16 protein-coding genes are annotated in these 16455 nt (G+C 42.1%); 14 read left to right on the forward strand and 2 right to left on the reverse strand.

Features of this window, described 5'->3' with window-relative positions:
- Positions 1-125 precede the first annotated feature (125 nt).
- Positions 126-797 (forward strand): 7-carboxy-7-deazaguanine synthase QueE, encoded by a 672-nt coding sequence (gene queE / locus M1F26_RS04430; protein ID WP_140172976.1) that lies wholly within the window; start codon positions 126-128, stop codon positions 795-797.
- Between the two features lie 65 nt (positions 798-862).
- On the opposite strand, the gene M1F26_RS04435 is transcribed toward queE, so the two are convergent.
- Together M1F26_RS04435 and queD are read right to left on the reverse strand one after the other, a co-directional pair.
- Positions 863-1480, reverse strand: a complete 618-nt coding sequence (locus M1F26_RS04435; RefSeq protein ID WP_004260761.1) for a YagU family protein — start codon at positions 1478-1480, stop codon at positions 863-865.
- 279 nt (positions 1481-1759) lie between these two features.
- Positions 1760-2125 (reverse strand): 6-carboxytetrahydropterin synthase QueD, encoded by a 366-nt coding sequence (gene queD / locus M1F26_RS04440; RefSeq protein ID WP_004913900.1) that lies wholly within the window; start codon positions 2123-2125, stop codon positions 1760-1762.
- A 343-nt stretch (positions 2126-2468) separates the two neighbouring features.
- On the opposite strand from queD, the gene cysJ reads away from it, so the two are divergent.
- The 13 genes from cysJ (at position 2469) to M1F26_RS04505 (ending at position 16231) form a co-directional block, all read left to right on the forward strand.
- The gene (gene cysJ, locus M1F26_RS04445) at positions 2469-4274 is read left to right on the forward strand and encodes an NADPH-dependent assimilatory sulfite reductase flavoprotein subunit (protein WP_140172975.1); all 1806 of its coding nucleotides are present in this window, start codon (positions 2469-2471) and stop codon (positions 4272-4274) included.
- Positions 4274-6007 carry an assimilatory sulfite reductase (NADPH) hemoprotein subunit gene (gene cysI, locus M1F26_RS04450; RefSeq protein WP_004260751.1) on the forward strand — a complete coding sequence of 578 codons (1734 nt, stop codon included), beginning with the start codon at positions 4274-4276 and terminating at the stop codon, positions 6005-6007. Before cysJ ends, cysI begins: the two co-directional genes overlap by 1 nt.
- Positions 6004-6738, forward strand: coding sequence for a phosphoadenosine phosphosulfate reductase (cysH, locus tag M1F26_RS04455; RefSeq protein ID WP_004260748.1), 735 nt, complete (start codon positions 6004-6006; stop codon positions 6736-6738). The genes cysI and cysH overlap by 4 nt, the downstream gene beginning before the upstream one ends.
- A 904-nt stretch (positions 6739-7642) precedes the next feature.
- Complete coding sequence (cysG, locus tag M1F26_RS04460; RefSeq protein WP_140172974.1) at positions 7643-9055, forward strand: siroheme synthase CysG; 1413 nt, start codon at positions 7643-7645, stop codon at positions 9053-9055.
- 13 nt (positions 9056-9068) lie between these two features.
- Entirely contained in the window at positions 9069-9977 is a 909-nt protein-coding gene (cysD, locus tag M1F26_RS04465; protein WP_110592298.1) for a sulfate adenylyltransferase subunit CysD, read from the forward strand.
- 36 nt (positions 9978-10013) lie between these two features.
- Positions 10014-11456: a sulfate adenylyltransferase subunit CysN gene (gene cysN / locus M1F26_RS04470; protein ID WP_140172973.1), complete on the forward strand. Its 1443-nt coding sequence runs from the start codon at positions 10014-10016 to the stop codon at positions 11454-11456.
- Positions 11457-11461: 5 nt separating this feature from the next.
- Positions 11462-12070 carry an adenylyl-sulfate kinase gene (gene cysC, locus M1F26_RS04475; RefSeq protein WP_096865142.1) on the forward strand — a complete coding sequence of 203 codons (609 nt, stop codon included), beginning with the start codon at positions 11462-11464 and terminating at the stop codon, positions 12068-12070.
- A 160-nt stretch (positions 12071-12230) separates the two neighbouring features.
- The gene (gene ftsB, locus M1F26_RS04480; protein ID WP_004260736.1) at positions 12231-12518 is read left to right on the forward strand and encodes a cell division protein FtsB; all 288 of its coding nucleotides are present in this window, start codon (positions 12231-12233) and stop codon (positions 12516-12518) included.
- A 67-nt stretch (positions 12519-12585) separates the two neighbouring features.
- A complete protein-coding gene (ispD, locus tag M1F26_RS04485) occupies positions 12586-13323 on the forward strand; it encodes a 2-C-methyl-D-erythritol 4-phosphate cytidylyltransferase (protein ID WP_004913881.1) in 738 nt (245 codons plus the stop codon).
- Between the two features lie 9 nt (positions 13324-13332).
- Positions 13333-13845, forward strand: a complete 513-nt coding sequence (ispF, locus tag M1F26_RS04490) for a 2-C-methyl-D-erythritol 2,4-cyclodiphosphate synthase (RefSeq protein WP_004260732.1) — start codon at positions 13333-13335, stop codon at positions 13843-13845.
- Entirely contained in the window at positions 13811-14869 is a 1059-nt protein-coding gene (gene truD / locus M1F26_RS04495) for a tRNA pseudouridine(13) synthase TruD (protein WP_140172971.1), read from the forward strand. The genes ispF and truD overlap by 35 nt, the downstream gene beginning before the upstream one ends.
- Positions 14847-15605, forward strand: a complete 759-nt coding sequence (gene surE / locus M1F26_RS04500) for a 5'/3'-nucleotidase SurE (protein WP_140172970.1) — start codon at positions 14847-14849, stop codon at positions 15603-15605. The genes truD and surE overlap by 23 nt, the downstream gene beginning before the upstream one ends.
- Positions 15605-16231: a protein-L-isoaspartate(D-aspartate) O-methyltransferase gene (locus M1F26_RS04505; protein ID WP_004260727.1), complete on the forward strand. Its 627-nt coding sequence runs from the start codon at positions 15605-15607 to the stop codon at positions 16229-16231. The genes surE and M1F26_RS04505 overlap by 1 nt, the downstream gene beginning before the upstream one ends.
- Positions 16232-16455: the final 224 nt, after the last annotated feature.

Genomic DNA, 16455 nt, shown 5'->3' on the forward strand with positions numbered 1-16455 from the left:
TATTGTTTATTAAGTCGGACGTACTTTATTGAACCTTAAGGTGGCTACATTATCACAAACTTCCTTGTTCGTGAGATAGATATCTGCAATATAATGCGTGCTCAGCTAACTATTTTAGGAGTGATATGAAATACCCAATTAATGAAATTTTCCAAACCATTCAAGGAGAGGGGGTTTTTACTGGTGTTCCAGCCGTATTTATTCGTTTGCAGGGCTGCCCAGTTGGATGTAGCTGGTGTGATACCAAACAAACATGGGAAAAAGAACAAGATAAAGAATCTACCCTAGGGGATATCGCACTTAAAACGATTGATTCAGATGCATGGGCTATGGCAGATGGTGAGGCATTGGTTCAATTAATGAAAGAAAAACACTTCAGCGCACAGCATATTGTTATTACCGGCGGTGAGCCCTGTATTTATGATTTACAGCCACTGACTGGGATATTAGAACAACATGGATATCAATGCCAAATTGAAACTAGCGGCACATACCCTATTCAATGCACTGATAACACATGGGTTACTGTATCACCAAAAGTCGGTATGAAAGGAGGGCTACAGGTGATCAGCCAAGCAGTAAATCGTGCTAATGAAATTAAGCATCCTGTTGCTCGCGAAAAAGATATTGAAGCACTTGAGAAAATTTTAGCATTACGTACTGTCGAGCCCTCTCCATCAGTGGCATTGCAGCCAATTAGCCAAAAGGCGGCAGCAACAAAATTGTGTATTGCAACCTGCATTCAACGTAACTGGCGGTTATCGATTCAGACACATAAGTATTTGGATATTCAATAATAAAAATAGCGATAACCTAGCAGTAACCCCCAATAGTTTGAAAACGCTTATTGGGGGTCTTTAAATTACCTAAATGGTTGGTTTAATGGTACTTCAGGATCTGGCTCGTGAGTAATACGGTTACGTAAGTCACGGCGAATAATTTCAATAGACCAAAACCAAATTAAATGACCAAATATTTCTGACACATTCTCATACCATGGCAGGTCGAAAAGTGGAGGGGTGAGCCCCATAAGAGGGAAAGAAATCATATGGACAAATAATTGCGCCAGTGCACCCGCTAACAACCCTTGCCATAGCTTAATTTTAGGGAATACTTCAGCAACAATACAATATCCGACAGCAAATACGATAGAAAATATGATGTGGGTAACACCCACAGAGTTAAAAACGTGCCCAGCAAAGGTGTAAACTGCAGAGTTAGGGTCGGCAATTCCTAACCAATCCCTTAAGAAAATATAAGGAGGGTTGAGGAAGTTACGTGAGCAGTCAATTTGTTCCGCTGCACGGATCAGCGTTTCTGGCGAACAAGCTGCGTTGAACATATCCGTTGGGCTTCTTGGTGGTAATGGGACTTCAGCCCCCCATTTGACAAACGAAGAGACGATACCAGCGATTAGACCAATAAATGCGGCCAGCCCATAACGTCTTCTGGATTTTGGTGTTTGTTGAAATAAATGCATTTTCCCTGCCTTATTAAGAGTAAATAATGGTAAGTAATAGATCAGGTTATAATTTAATGCACTATGTCAAATTAAAGTTTTTATATCCTTAATTTCAAGGAGGGAATGCCAGCCACTAATTGCTTTTTGCCCCTCATTTATTTTCAAAATCTATTAAGCTTGCCGCCTGAGGTGCTTGTGTCTCTATATTATATTTCTATATTTATGAATGTTATTTTGCCCAGCTATCAAAATGGCTGCGTAAAATAACATTACATTATATTTGTAGCACTTGTACTTTTAAGCTTCCCCGCGATAGACGCAACCTGCATTGCAGGTTTCTTTTACGGTAACTGCACTTAATAAGGGTAGCAAAGGCTTAGTTTGTTGCCAAATCCACTGCGCTAATACCTCACTGGTTGGGTTTTCTAACCCTTCGATATCATTTAAATAATGATGGTCTAAGCGTTCCCAAATAGGTTTAAACGCGGCTTTTACATCGGAAAAATCAATAATCCAACCACTATGGGAGTCGACTTCACCAGTAATTTCTAAACGCACCATGAAAGAATGCCCATGGAGGCGGCCACACTTATGGCCCTCTGGGACATGAGGTAATTTGTGGGCAGCTTCGAAAGTGAAATCTTTATAGATTGTTGTGCTCATATGTGGCTCCTTGTTATGAGTAAACAGCGTATTGTACTGCATTTTTAGGTGAAAATATCTTTAATTACTAAAATAGCGTTAACCGCTTTTATCAATATGATCCATCAGTTAATTGCTTTAGGCTTTTTAGTTATTAATTATGGCTATCGTTTCTTATCCCATTATCTAGGGTTGTTATAACCTAACTGCATACCCTATATGTTTCAGGTACTGCGGTATTTTTTGCTTTATTACCTTAATTATTTGGGGGAATGAGCAAGTGTTAGGTTGTCGGTCTTTTCTGGGGTAATGACATGGCGTCGTTTTTAAAATCAAAGATGAATAACACTGGGGTTACAAGATAATGACAAAAAAACAGCCGCCATTAGCGGCGCTGCCAATATCTGTTGAGCAATTAACACGTTTACAGACGGCCGTTGATGATTTTTCATCCCATCAACTCGCATGGCTTTCTGGTTATTTGTGGGGAATAGTAAATCAGAATACGCAAGTTGATGCATCTGTCAGTGCGCCTGTGGTTACCCAAGATACGGTCACAATCATCTCTGCATCACAGACAGGAAATGCACGCCGCCTATCAGAGCAGCTTAGAGAGCGTTTAGTCGGTGAAAAAATTAGTGTGAATTTAGTAAATGCAGGGGATTATAAATTCAAACAAATTAACCAAGAGAAAGTGTTAGTTGTTGTAGCCTCAACGCAGGGTGAAGGGGAGCCAGCTGAAGAAGCGGTTGCATTATACAAATATCTTCATTCTAAAAAAGCGCCAAATTTATCACAAACCAGTTATGCGGTTTTTGCGCTGGGGGATTCATCTTACGAAAAATTCTGTCAAGCAGGTAAAGATTTCGATTCACAGCTTGCATCATTAGGGGCGACGTCATTAACCGAGCGAATTGATGCGGATGTTGAATACCAAGGGATTGCGGATGAGTGGGTTGAAAGCCTTACTCAGATTTTAAAAGCTCGCGTTCCTGCTCAAAGTGATAGCCAATTATTGGCAACTCAAACAGGAAGTGTGAATGAAATTCATTCATCACCTTATAGTAAAACTGCGCCATTAACTGCGTCACTTCTGAGCAATCAAAAAATAACCAGTCGAGACTCGCAAAAAGATGTTCGCCATATTGAAATTGATCTCGGTGACTCTGGTTTACGTTATCAACCTGGTGACGCGCTAGGTATTTGGTTCGATAATGACCCTGCTTTAGTTGATGAGCTGGTGGCTTTGTTGTGGTTGCAAGGTGACGAAGAAGTCTTTATTGGTTCACAGCGCCATTCACTACGCGATGCGCTAATTTATCAATTAGAACTGACACAAAATACCCCAGTAATTGTTGAAAAATATGCTCAGTTGTCAAAAGATGATGCGTTGTTGTCATTGATTAGCGATAAAGCCGCTATTTTGCACTACGCACAAAATACGCCAATCGTCGATATGGTACGCCAAGCGGCATCTCAGCCTACTGCCCAAGAATTTGTTGACCTACTGCGTCCGCTAACTCCTCGTTTGTACTCGATTTCTTCTTCCCAATCTGAGGTAGAAAATGAAGTTCATGCAACGGTTGGGGTTGTCCGCTATGAGATTGATGGTAAGGCACGTACTGGTGGTGCATCAGGTTTCTTAGCTGACCGCTTAAATGAGGATGATGAACTTCGCATATTCATTGAGCACAATGATAACTTTCGACTGCCACAAGACCCAAATACGCCTGTGATCATGATTGGCCCTGGTACAGGGATAGCGCCATTTCGTGCTTTCTTACAGCAGCGTGACAATGACGGTGCGACAGGAAAAAATTGGTTATTTTTTGGTAATCCACATTTTGTTGATGACTTTCTCTACCAGGTGGAATGGCAGCGCTATGTCAAAGACGGTTTATTAACCCATATTTCATTAGCGTGGTCTCGCGACCAGCAAGAAAAAATTTACGTACAAGATAAACTTCGCGAACAAGGTGAAGAAGTTTGGCAATGGTTACAAGAAGGTGCGCACATCTATGTGTGTGGTGATGCAAACCGCATGGCCAAAGATGTTGAACAGGCATTATTAGATATCGTCAGTCAATATGGGAACATGGACAGTGAAGAGGCTGATGAATTTTTAAGTGAGCTGCGCGTAATGCGCCGTTATCAGAGGGATGTTTATTAATGAGCAATGAACAACAACAAAAGCCCTTAATTGTCGAAGGTAAACTCGCAGACAGTGAACGCATGAAGCAAGACAGTAATTACTTGCGTGGAACCATTAAGGATGACTTAAAAAATGGGTTAACGGGGGGATTTGAGGGTGATAATTTCCTGTTGATTCGCTTTCACGGTATGTACCAACAAGATGACCGTGATATTCGTGCGGAGCGAGCGGAACAAAAACTCGAGCCTCGCCATGCAATGATGCTACGTTGTCGTTTGCCGGGCGGCATTATTACACCCAAGCAATGGCTTGATATTGATAAGTTTGCCACAGAGCACACGCTGTATGGCAGTGTGCGCATTACGAATCGGCAAACATTTCAGTTCCATGGCATCTTAAAAGGGGATGTAAAGCCTGCCCATCAAATGTTAAGTCACGTTGGTTTAGATGCCCTTGCAACGGCGAATGACGTTAACCGTAACGTGTTATGTACCTCTAACCCCGTGCAATCTGAATTGCACCAACAAGCTTATGAATGGGCAAAGAAAATATCTGAACATTTATTACCGCGCACTAGTGCTTACGCGGAAATTTGGTTAGATAAAGAAAAAATAGTGACAACGGATGAAGAGCCAATTTTAGGGCAAACTTATTTGCCACGAAAATTTAAAACCTCAGTCGTGATCCCACCACTAAATGATGTGGATTTGCATGCAAATGATATGAACTTTGTTGCGATAGCCCAAAATGGTGAGTTGATCGGTTTTAACGTGCTGGTGGGCGGTGGCCTTGCTATGACTCATGGTGATACGGCGACATTTCCTCGCTTAGCCAGTGAGTTTGGGTTTATTCCATTAGAGAAAACGTTAGCCATTGCAGAAGCGATAGTGACTACCCAACGGGATTGGGGAAATCGTACTGAACGTAAAAATGCGAAAACCAAATATACCCTTGAGCGAGTGGGAGTTGATACTTTCAAAGCTGAAGTCGAAAGGCGCTCAGGCGTAGTTTTCGAACCTATTCGCCCATATGAATTTACTGAACGCGGTGACAAGATTGGCTGGCTTAAAGGCATTGATAACCGTTGGCACCTAACATTGTTTATTGAAAATGGTCGATTAATTGATTTAGAAAATAAACCATTAAAAACCGGCGTGGCTGAAATTGCACGTATTCACCAAGGGGACTTTCGTTTAACGGCAAACCAAAACTTAATTGTTGCGGGTGTGCCCGAAAGTGAAAAAGCGGCAATTGAAGCGATTGCCAGATCTCATGGGTTAATGAGTGATGACATTACGGCACAACGTGAAAATTCCATGGCTTGTGTATCATTTCCAACTTGCCCGCTCGCGATGGCCGAAGCAGAACGTTTTTTACCTGAATTTATTAGTCAAGTGGAAAGTATCATGGCCGCCCATCAAGTTGCCAATGAACATATCGTTTTGCGGGTAACGGGTTGTCCTAATGGCTGTGGGCGAGCCATGCTGGCAGAGGTTGGGTTGGTCGGTAAAGCGATGGATAGATATAACTTACATTTAGGCGGGAACCGCATTGGTACTCGTATTCCACGTATGTACCGCGAAAACATCACTAGTACAGAGATTTTAGCTATTTTGGATGAGTTAATCGGTGATTGGGCGAAAAACCGTCTACCTAATGAAGGATTTGGCGATTTTGTTATTCGCACCAATGTTGTTAAGCCCGTATTGAATTCTGCTGTTGATTTTTATGAGGTTAAGGAGGCAGTATGAGCCGACTTGAACTAGCAACACTCATCGAACTCGATAAGCCCCAACAAGTCGCTTATCTCGCTGAGTTTAATTCCCAGTTAGAAGCAATGAATGCATTGCAGCGGGTTGAGTGGGCGGTTGAATACTTACCGACTGAGTTTGTGTTGTCTTCCAGCTTTGGTATTCAAGCGGCACTGACATTGCATATGGTGACGCAAATTGTGCCTAATATCCCGGTTATTTTAACGGATACTGGTTATTTGTTCCCAGAAACCTATCAGTTTATTGAAGTGTTAACAGATAAGCTGAATTTAAATTTGCAGGTGTATCGAGCCAAACAGTCACCTGCTTGGCAAGAAGCGCTGTATGGTCAACTTTGGACACAAGGGCTTGATGGTATTGAGCGTTATAACCAATTGAATAAAGTTGAGCCGATGGAGCGCGCGTTACATGAATTACAAGCACAAACCTGGTTTTCTGGTTTACGGCGAGAACAATCAGCAAGCCGTGCAAATTTGTCTGTACTAGGTATCGGGAAAGGGATTTTTAAAGTTTTACCAGTGATTGATTGGAATAATAAGCAAGTTTATGAATATCTAACAAAATATGATTTACCCTACCATCCGTTGTGGGAACAAGGGTATTTATCGGTTGGCGATACCCATACAACTCGCAAATGGGAAGAGGGTATGAATGAAGAAGATACGCGTTTTTTTGGTTTAAAGAGGGAGTGCGGGCTTCATGAAAACTAAATATTCGTCATAATTCAATCTGCAGCGTTGTTGGCTACGTGCACTCGCACTAGTCACATACTGGTGTATGCTCCTAGCGACTCATTTACTTGCCGCCTAGCTGCAACTTGAATTATTTAGAATATTGATTAGGTCATAATTCAATCTGCAGCGTTGTTGGCTACGTGCACTCGCACTAGTCACATACTGGTGTATGCTCCTAGCGACTCATTTACTTGCCGCCTAGCTGCAACTTGAATTATTTAGAATATTGATTAGGTCATAATTCAATCTGCAGCGTTGTTGGCTACGTGCACTCGCACTAGTCACATACTGGTGTATGCTCCTAGCGACTCATTTACTTGCCGCCTAGCTGCAACTGGAATTATTTAGAATATTGATTAGGTCATAATTCAATCTGCAGCGTTGTTGGCTACGTGCACTCGCACTAGTCACATACTGGTGTATGCTCCTAGCGACTCATTTACTTGCCGCCTAGCTGCAACTGGAATTATTTAGAATATTGATTAGGTCATAATTCAATCTGCAGTGTTGTTGGCTACGCGCTATTCGAATAATTTAGAGTGTTGATTAGTCATGTTTCACGTTATGACTTGAGTTTAAAATATAAATAATTACGAATTTAATAAAATATTTGTTTAATTACAAAGGGATACTTTTTATTAAAAATAAGTATCTCTTATTTTTCCCTTATTTTTAATTTTCTTATAAATATTATAAGTTTGCGTTAAGTTTTGTGTTTTTTTTCGATATTAGCGGGTTTTGATGGCTTTTATACAAATTTTGGGGCTTATGCTTTTCAGTTACAAGAAAGAGCTTTTTGTCATTTCAAACCTATTACGTGAAGCCATATAGTCAATTGTCTATTTCTTATAATAAGTTTATATAACGATGGGTGAGCAAGATGGATTATTTACCATTATTTGTCGATGTCCGCACGCGAAAGGTCGTGTTAATTGGCGGCGGTGTGGTCGCAGCACGAAAAGCAGAATTGCTAATAAAAGCACAAGCTGACTTAGTGGTCATCTCACCGACGTTATGTACACAGTTACAAGCTGAACACCAACAAAATAAATTTGTTTGGTTAGCTGAAAATTACCAATCCATTCATTTAGATGATGCTTTTTTAGTTATCGCAGCAACAGATGATGCATTACTGAATGAAACGGTTTTCTATGACGCCAATGAACGAAAAATATTTGTTAACGTGGTTGATGACCAACCATTATGTTCATTTATTGTGCCTTCTATTATCGATCGCTCGCCAGTGATTGTGGCGATCTCTTCAGGGGGGGCTGCGCCTGTATTAGCACGTTTACTCAGAGAAAAATTGGAAACGATGTTGCCAACTTCTTTGGGAAAAATGGCGGAAATAGCTGGCCGCTGGCGTCATAAAGTCAAAGAAACACTTACTAATATGCGTGAAAGAAAACGTTTTTGGGAAAAAAGTTTCAGTGGTCGTTTTGCCTCTTTAGTAGAAAAAGGGCAATTCAGTGAAGCGGAACAACAATTGGAACGTCAATTGTATGAGCCTGATAACCATGGCGAATTAATCTTAGTCGGTGCTGGGCCGGGTGATGCGGGGCTACTCACGTTAAAAGGGTTGCGAGTTTTACAAAGTGCAGAAGTGGTTTTGTATGACCATCTGGTGAGTGAGGAAATCCTCGAGTTAGTTCGCCGCGACGCTGACAAGATTTGTGTTGGGAAACGCGCAGGAAATCACAGTGTTTCCCAAGAAGAAACCAATGCTTTAATCGTGAAATTTGCTCAACAAGGTAAAAAAGTGGTGCGCCTTAAAGGTGGTGATCCTTTTGTTTTCGGGCGAGGAGGGGAAGAGCTACAAGTGGCGGCGCAAGCGGGGATCCCATTTCAAGTGGTTCCGGGTGTGACTGCAGCAATTGGTGCAGCCGCTTACGCAGGAGTTCCGCTGACTCACCGCGAACATTCACAAAGCATTACGTTTATTACGGGTCATTGCCGTGAAAATGGGATGGAACTTGATTGGCAGGCACTTGCTCGAGGAAACCAAACCTTAGCTATCTATATGGGGACCGTGAAGGCCGCGAAAATCAGCGAACAATTGATTCAATTTGGCCGTGCTGAAAATACCCCTGTAGCGGTTATCGGCTGTGGTACAAGGCGTGAACAAAAAGTAGTAACCGGAAAACTCGATGAACTTGAAGTATTAGCACAGCAGGCACCTGCTCCTGCTTTGATAGTGGTTGGTGAAGTCGCTGCATTACACCAACAACTCGCATGGTTTGGTTCTCAAACTGAAGATATAAGATGGCGCAGTGCCGTATTGGAACTGGCTTAAGTAAGGGGCTACCGTGAACGACAAAAAATTGACTCATTTACAGCAGTTAGAGGCAGAAAGTATTCATATCATTCGTGAAGTTGCCGCCGAATTTGCTAACCCAGTCATGCTGTACTCTATTGGTAAAGATTCTTCCGTGATGCTGCATTTAGCACGCAAGGCATTTTATCCGGGAAAACTACCATTTCCTCTTTTACATGTTGATACAGGCTGGAAATTTCGTGAAATGTACGAGTTTCGCGATGCAACTGCAGAAAAATACGGCTTTGAGCTACTTGTTTATCGTAATCCTGAAGGGGAAAAATTAGGGATTAACCCGTTTGTGCACGGCAGCGCTAAGCACACAGATATTATGAAAACCGAGGGCTTAAAGCAGGCTTTAGATAAGTACGGTTTTGATGCTGCATTTGGTGGTGCTCGTCGTGATGAAGAGAAATCACGTGCCAAAGAACGGATCTACTCTTTCCGTGACCGATCTCATCGTTGGGATCCTAAAAACCAACGGCCTGAGTTGTGGCATAACTATAATGGACAGATCAATAAAGGGGAAAGTATTCGTGTTTTCCCGTTATCAAATTGGACTGAGCTCGATATCTGGCAATATATCTATTTGGAAAATATCGATATTGTTCCCCTGTATTTTGCAAAAGAGCGGCCGGTTATTCAGCGGGACGGCACTTTGTTAATGGTGGATGATAACCGTATCGACTTACAAGCTGGTGAAGTCATTAGTCAGCAAAAAGTGCGTTTTAGAACATTAGGTTGTTGGCCACTGACCGGAGCTGTGCCATCAGAAGCACAAACGCTGCCTGAGATTATAGAAGAAATGTTGATTTCCACAACGAGTGAGCGGCAGGGGCGGCTGATTGATAGCGACCAATCCGCTTCTATGGAGTTGAAAAAGCGCCAAGGTTATTTTTAGTGGGCAAGGTGAATACGCAAAGTCAGGAGAAAAATCATGGCACAAGCCGTTTATAATGAATCAATCGCTCATCAAATCGAACAGCAAGGTGGGGTAGAACCTTACTTATTGGCGCAGCAACAAAAAGGATTATTGCGTTTTTTAACCTGTGGGAATGTGGATGATGGTAAAAGCACCTTAATCGGCCGTTTACTGCATGATACTCGCCAAATTTACCAAGACCAACTGTCAACTTTGCAAAGTGATAGTAAGCGGATAGGGACTCAAGGGGAAAAACTTGACCTTGCTCTGCTGGTGGATGGCCTTGCTGCTGAACGTGAGCAGGGGATCACCATCGATGTGGCTTATCGTTATTTTTCAACAGAAAAGCGCAAATTTATTATTGCGGACACCCCCGGCCATGAGCAATATACGCGCAATATGGCGACAGGGGCATCAACTTGCTCACTTTCTATTTTGTTGATCGATGCTCGAAAAGGGGTACAGGAACAAACGCGTCGCCATAGTTTTATTAGTACATTGCTTGGGATCCGCCATCTTATTGTTGCCGTCAATAAAATGGATCTGGTGGATTACAGTGAAGCCATTTTTGAAAAAATAAAGCAGGATTACCAAAAGTTTGCAATGGAGTTGCCTGTGGATTTAACGGTCTGGTTTGTACCGATCTCAGCCCTAGATGGCGATAATATTGTAAATGCTAGCGATAATTTTAAGTGGTATCAAGGTGATACGCTATTATCGATATTAGAAAATGTTCAAGTGGAACAAAAAGCTTCGGAGCAAGCTTTGCGTTTCCCTGTGCAATATGTGAACCGCCCAAATTTAGACTTTCGCGGATACAGCGGGACATTATCAGCAGGGATCGTGGAAGTGGGTCAAAAGGTCAAAGTTTTGCCCTCTGGCTCCATCTCAGCAATCAAAGAAATTGTGACATTTTCAGGGTTACAAGATTTCGCTGTGCCGGGGGAAGCAATTACATTAGTGCTTGAGGATGAAATTGATATCAGTCGTGGCGACTTAATTGTTGCACAAGATGAAACCTTACAAAGCACACAGCATGCCTCTGTCGATGTCGTGTGGATGTCTGAACAGCCGCTAGTTCAAGGCCAACAACTTGATATTAAAATTGCGGGAAAACGCAGTCGAGCAAAAGTAGAAAATATTCAATACCAAGTTGATATCAATAATTTAACCCAGAAAGTAGCGACAGAGCTGCCGTTGAATGGGATTGGTTTAGTCGAGTTTTCCTTTGATGAGCCATTGTTACTGGAAAACTACCAACGCAATGCAGACACTGGTGGAATGATTTTTATTGATAGGCTCACAAATGTGACGGTTGGCGCGGGTTTAGTCCGCGAAACACAAGCCCCTGCTTTTGATCAACCCAGTGATTTTAGTGAATTTGAAATTGAGCTAAACAAATTAGTCCGCCGCCATTTCCCACATTGGGGTGCACGTGATGTTTTAGGTGGGAAATAATACGGATGACAAAAGAAAACCATATTATTTGGCACCAACACGCGGTAACTCGCCAATTACGTGAAAGTAATAATGGCCATAAAGGAGCTGTGTTGTGGTTCACCGGGTTATCGGGTTCTGGGAAATCAACATTAGCAGGGGCAATAGAGAACCAACTTACGTCCATGGGAATGAAAACCTATTTGTTGGATGGCGATAATATTCGCCATGGTTTATGCCGTGATTTAGGATTTAGTGAGGCTGATAGACAAGAAAATATCCGTCGAGTGGGAGAGGTGGCTAAGTTAATGGTCGATGCGGGGTTAATTGTTGCGACTGCCTTTATCTCACCTTTCCAATCGGATAGACAGAAAGTTCGTGACTTGTTTGAACCCGAGCAATTTTTTGAGTTGTATGTGGATACCCCCGTAAATGTTTGTGAACAGAGAGACCCAAAGGGGTTATATCAACAAGCACGAGAAGGGAAAATAAAACAATTTACTGGGATTGATTCCCCTTATGAAGTACCACAACATCCTGAGCTGCATCTGGATGGTCAACAACCTATTTCGGATTCTCTTTCCCAAATCATTGCGCTTTTATTGCGCAATCATGTCATTCAGCTAGATTATTAATACAGCTAAAATACCTCCTTTATTTTATTCGATGGTAAAATAAGGCGGTATTTTGCGTATTCAAACCCGACTTAATCTGACTTTTTAGCACAATTTTAGTATCACAGTAGCGTCAATCGTTGAGTTATGGGATGATTAGCAAATCATTTCAGGGGGCAAGATGGGTAAATTAACGCTACTATTAATTGCGATATTAGCTTGGTTACAGTATTCCTTATGGTTAGGCAAAAATGGCATACATGACTACGTACAAGTCAAAGATGATGTCGCCGCTCAGGAAATTGTAAATTCGCGCTTAAAAATGCGTAATGAACAGCTATTCGCTGAAATCAACGACTTAAATGATGGCCAAGATGCGATTGAAGAACGAGCCCGAACAGAGCTTGGGATGATCAAACCTGGAGAGTCATTTTATCGAATGGTTAAAGAAAGTAATAACCAGAAATAGACACAATAATATGATGTCAAAATAGTATACCCATTAGCCTGATAATTTCTGATGTAAGAATTCAACAATGACAAATCCAAACCATGCCCCACAAAATAATCTTCCGCGAATTGTTGCACTGATTCCTGCTGCTGGGGTAGGTAGCCGTATGAATGCTGAGTGCCCAAAACAATACTTGCAGGTTGCAGGTAAAACAATCATTGAGCACACCATCAGTGCATTGCTAGAAAATGATAAAGTGCAAGAAATTGTGGTTGCGTTGAGTGCGGAAGATGATTATTTTCAACAACTTGAAATTTCTAATGACCCTCGAGTGACGACGGTTATTGGTGGCAAAGAACGCGCCGATTCAGTATTAGCGGGACTGGATTTTTTAATTGCTAATCCCCAATTTTCAGATTGCTGGGTATTAGTGCACGATGCAGCGCGTCCCTGCCTTCATCAATCAGATTTAAATGAAATTATTCAATTAGCAGCGGAACAAAATTGTTGTGGTGGGATCCTCGCTGCCCCAGTGCGTGATACCATGAAACGTAGTTCAACAGCCAACCAATTAATTGACCATACCGTTGAACGTGAAGCGTTATGGCATGCGCTTACACCACAATTTTTTCCGTTAATATTATTACGGGATTGTCTAAGTAAAGCCTTGAAAGAAAACGCAGTGATCACCGATGAAGCTTCTGCGCTAGAATATTGCGGCCACCAACCTGTGTTAGTTGCTGGCCGTGCTGATAATTTAAAAGTGACGCGCCCAGAAGACCTCACTTTAGCGGAATTTTATCTTTCAAGAATGAACAACTAAGGAAAAAAAATGAGAATCGGACACGGTTTTGACGTACACAAATTTGGTGGCGAAGGCCCTATCATCATTGGTGGCGTGCGTATCCCTTATGAACAAGGTTTGCTCGCGCATTCTGACGGTGATGTGGTCTTACACGCGTTAACCGATGCAATTCTCGGTGCTGCTGCATTAGGGGATATTGGTAAATTGTTCCCTGATACTGACCCAGCATATAAAGGGGCGGATAGCCGAGTCTTATTGAGAGACGCGTTTTGCCATGTGCGTGCCAAAGGGTATCGCATTGGTAACATTGATATTACCATCATGGCACAGGCACCAAAAATGTTGCCACATATCGCGCAAATGCGTGTGAATATTGCCGAAGACCTTGAGTGCCACATGGATGATGTCAATGCGAAAGCGACCACAACCGAGCAATTAGGTTTTGTGGGGCGTAAAGAAGGCATTGCCTGTGCTGCAGTTGTTCTTTTAATAAAAGATAATAGTAATGAAAGTAATGAATGTTCAGTACCTGCATGGTAAGCCATTGTCTTCTGGCACATTAAAAAGTGTCCCAGAAGATTTTATCGTCAAAGAAGATTTAGGCTTTGAGCTAGATGGCGAAGGCGAACATGTTATGGTTCGTGTGGAAAAAACAGGCTGCAATACGGTGTTTGTTGCTGAACAACTAGCAAAATTTGCTAAAATTTCAGCGAGAGCGGTCAGTTACGCAGGTTTAAAAGATAGGCATGCAGTAACGGAGCAGTGGTTTTGCCTGCAAATGCCAGGTAAAGAAACACCTGTTTTTTCGACTTGGCAACTCGAATGCTGCCGAATACTGGCTGTCACTCGGCAAAAACGCAAATTACGTATTGGTTCCTTGAAAGGAAACCAGTTCGAAATAACCTTGCGTGATATTTCAGATGCAAAAGACGTTGAGCAACGTTTACAGAAAGTTGCATTATCAGGGGTGCCTAATTACTTCGGTGAACAACGTTTTGGGCGCGATGGGCAAAATTTAACGCAAGCGTTGCGTTGGGCAAATCAAGAAATCAATGTACGTGAACGCAACAAGCGTAGTTTTTATCTTTCTGCTGCACGTAGTGCAATGTTTAATCATGTGGCAAGTGAACGTATTGCAAATAATACCGCTCAACACGTAATGTTGGGTGATGCGTTGCAATTAACCGGCAGAGGAAGTTGGTTTGTCGCGACACAAGATGAATTTGCTACATTGCAACCTCGCTTGGAGTCCAATGAATTAAGTATTACTGCGCCATTACCAGGTGATGGGGAATTGGGTACTCAGGATGAAGCTCAGGCATTTGAAACTCAGTGTTTAGTGGATTACCAACCCTTTATCTCTTTAATGCAGCGCGAACGAGTTTCTTCAGCTAGAAGGGCGATAGTTGTTAAGCCACAAGACTTACAGTGGGAATGGTTGGATGACTCGACGGTAAAACTGAATTTTTTCTTAAACTCGGGTTGTTTTGCAACCAGTGTTGTGAGAGAAATTATTAATCAAAATGGGCAGGATAGTGTCGATGCTAAAGATTTTATTGAGTAATGACGACGGGGTAAATGCGCCGGGAATTCAAACTCTTGCGGCTGCGCTACGCCAATATTATCATGTTCAAGTGATTGCGCCTGACCGCAATCGGAGTGGGGCTTCGAACGCATTAACATTAGATAAACCACTTAAAATTCAGACGCTAAGTAATGGTGACCTTGCTGTACAAGAAGGCACACCGACAGATTGCGTCTATATTGGGGTGAATAAAGTGGTACGTCCACGCCCTGATATTGTTGTATCTGGTATCAACTGTGGCCCTAATTTAGGGGATGATGTTATTTACTCAGGCACGGTTGCAGCGGCAACGGAAGGCCGCCACTTAGGTTTACCTTCAATTGCGGTATCGCTAGATGGCGAAACGCATTACGAAAGTGCCGCTAAAGTGACATGCGATATTTTAGCGCTCTTACAGAAGAACCCATTGCGAGCAGGCAATATTTTAAATATAAATGTACCTGATATCCCGTACGAAGAGATTAAGGGTATCAAAGTCACTCGTTGTGGCAGCCGTCACGCCGCCTCTGAGGTGTATAGTTTAGAAGACCCGAAAGGGAATACACTGTATTGGTTAGGGCCTGTTGGTGAAATTCGTGATGCCAGCCCTGGAACGGATTTTGAAGCTGTGCAAAATGGCTATGTTTCCATCACCCCATTACAAGTTGATCTAACCGCTTATAAAGCACATTCATTAGTAGAAGAGTGGCTCGAAAAATCAGGAGTGTCAGTATAATGAAAACAGGGCTCATGAAAGAACTTTTGGCTCAATTACGCCAACAGGGAATTCACGATGAGCGCCTATTAGATGCCATTTCACTCGTTCCTCGGGAACGGTTTGTGGATGAAGCGCTCTCCCATAAAGCCTATGACAATATCCCATTACCTATTGGGCATGGGCAAACTATTTCTCAGCCGTATATTGTTGCTAAAATGACGGCGCTATTGGCTTTAGCTCCGAATGATCACGTTCTTGAGATAGGGACAGGCTCAGGGTATCAAACAGCAGTATTGGCACACTTAGTTAAACATGTTTTTTCTGTTGAGCGGGTGAAGAGCTTGCAATGGGCTGCAAAACGGCGTTTGAAACAGCTTGATTTACATAATGTTTCAACGCGTCATGGAGATGGCTGGGAAGGTTGGCAATCTAAAGGGCCTTTTGATGCCATCATAGTTACTGCGGCACCAACAGAAATACCGGCTCTATTATTAGGGCAATTAAAAGATGGCGGGCGAATGGTTTTACCTGTCGGTGATAAAGAACAAGCATTGAAGCTAATTACTCGACGTGGTAATGATTACCATACTAATGTTATTGAAAAAGTCCGTTTTGTCCCATTGGTTGCCGGTGACCTCCTTTAACCTATTTGTAATGGTATTTAATCAAAGTCTGATTATTTTTATAATCGATTTAAATAAAATATCATTGCAAAGGTTCTATTAACCCAAATAGCAGTAAAACTATTCCAAATATGATATTTTACCCAGCTGAATTTGGGGGAATAGCTTAAAGCGTTAGGTCATACTCTCAAATTGTTATATTTTTAATATATTTAACTTGTTCACTATTTTGTATTTCTGCTTTA

Source organism: Providencia sp. PROV048 (assembly GCF_033688165.1).
Classification (GTDB): Bacteria; Pseudomonadota; Gammaproteobacteria; order Enterobacterales; family Enterobacteriaceae; genus Providencia; species Providencia hangzhouensis.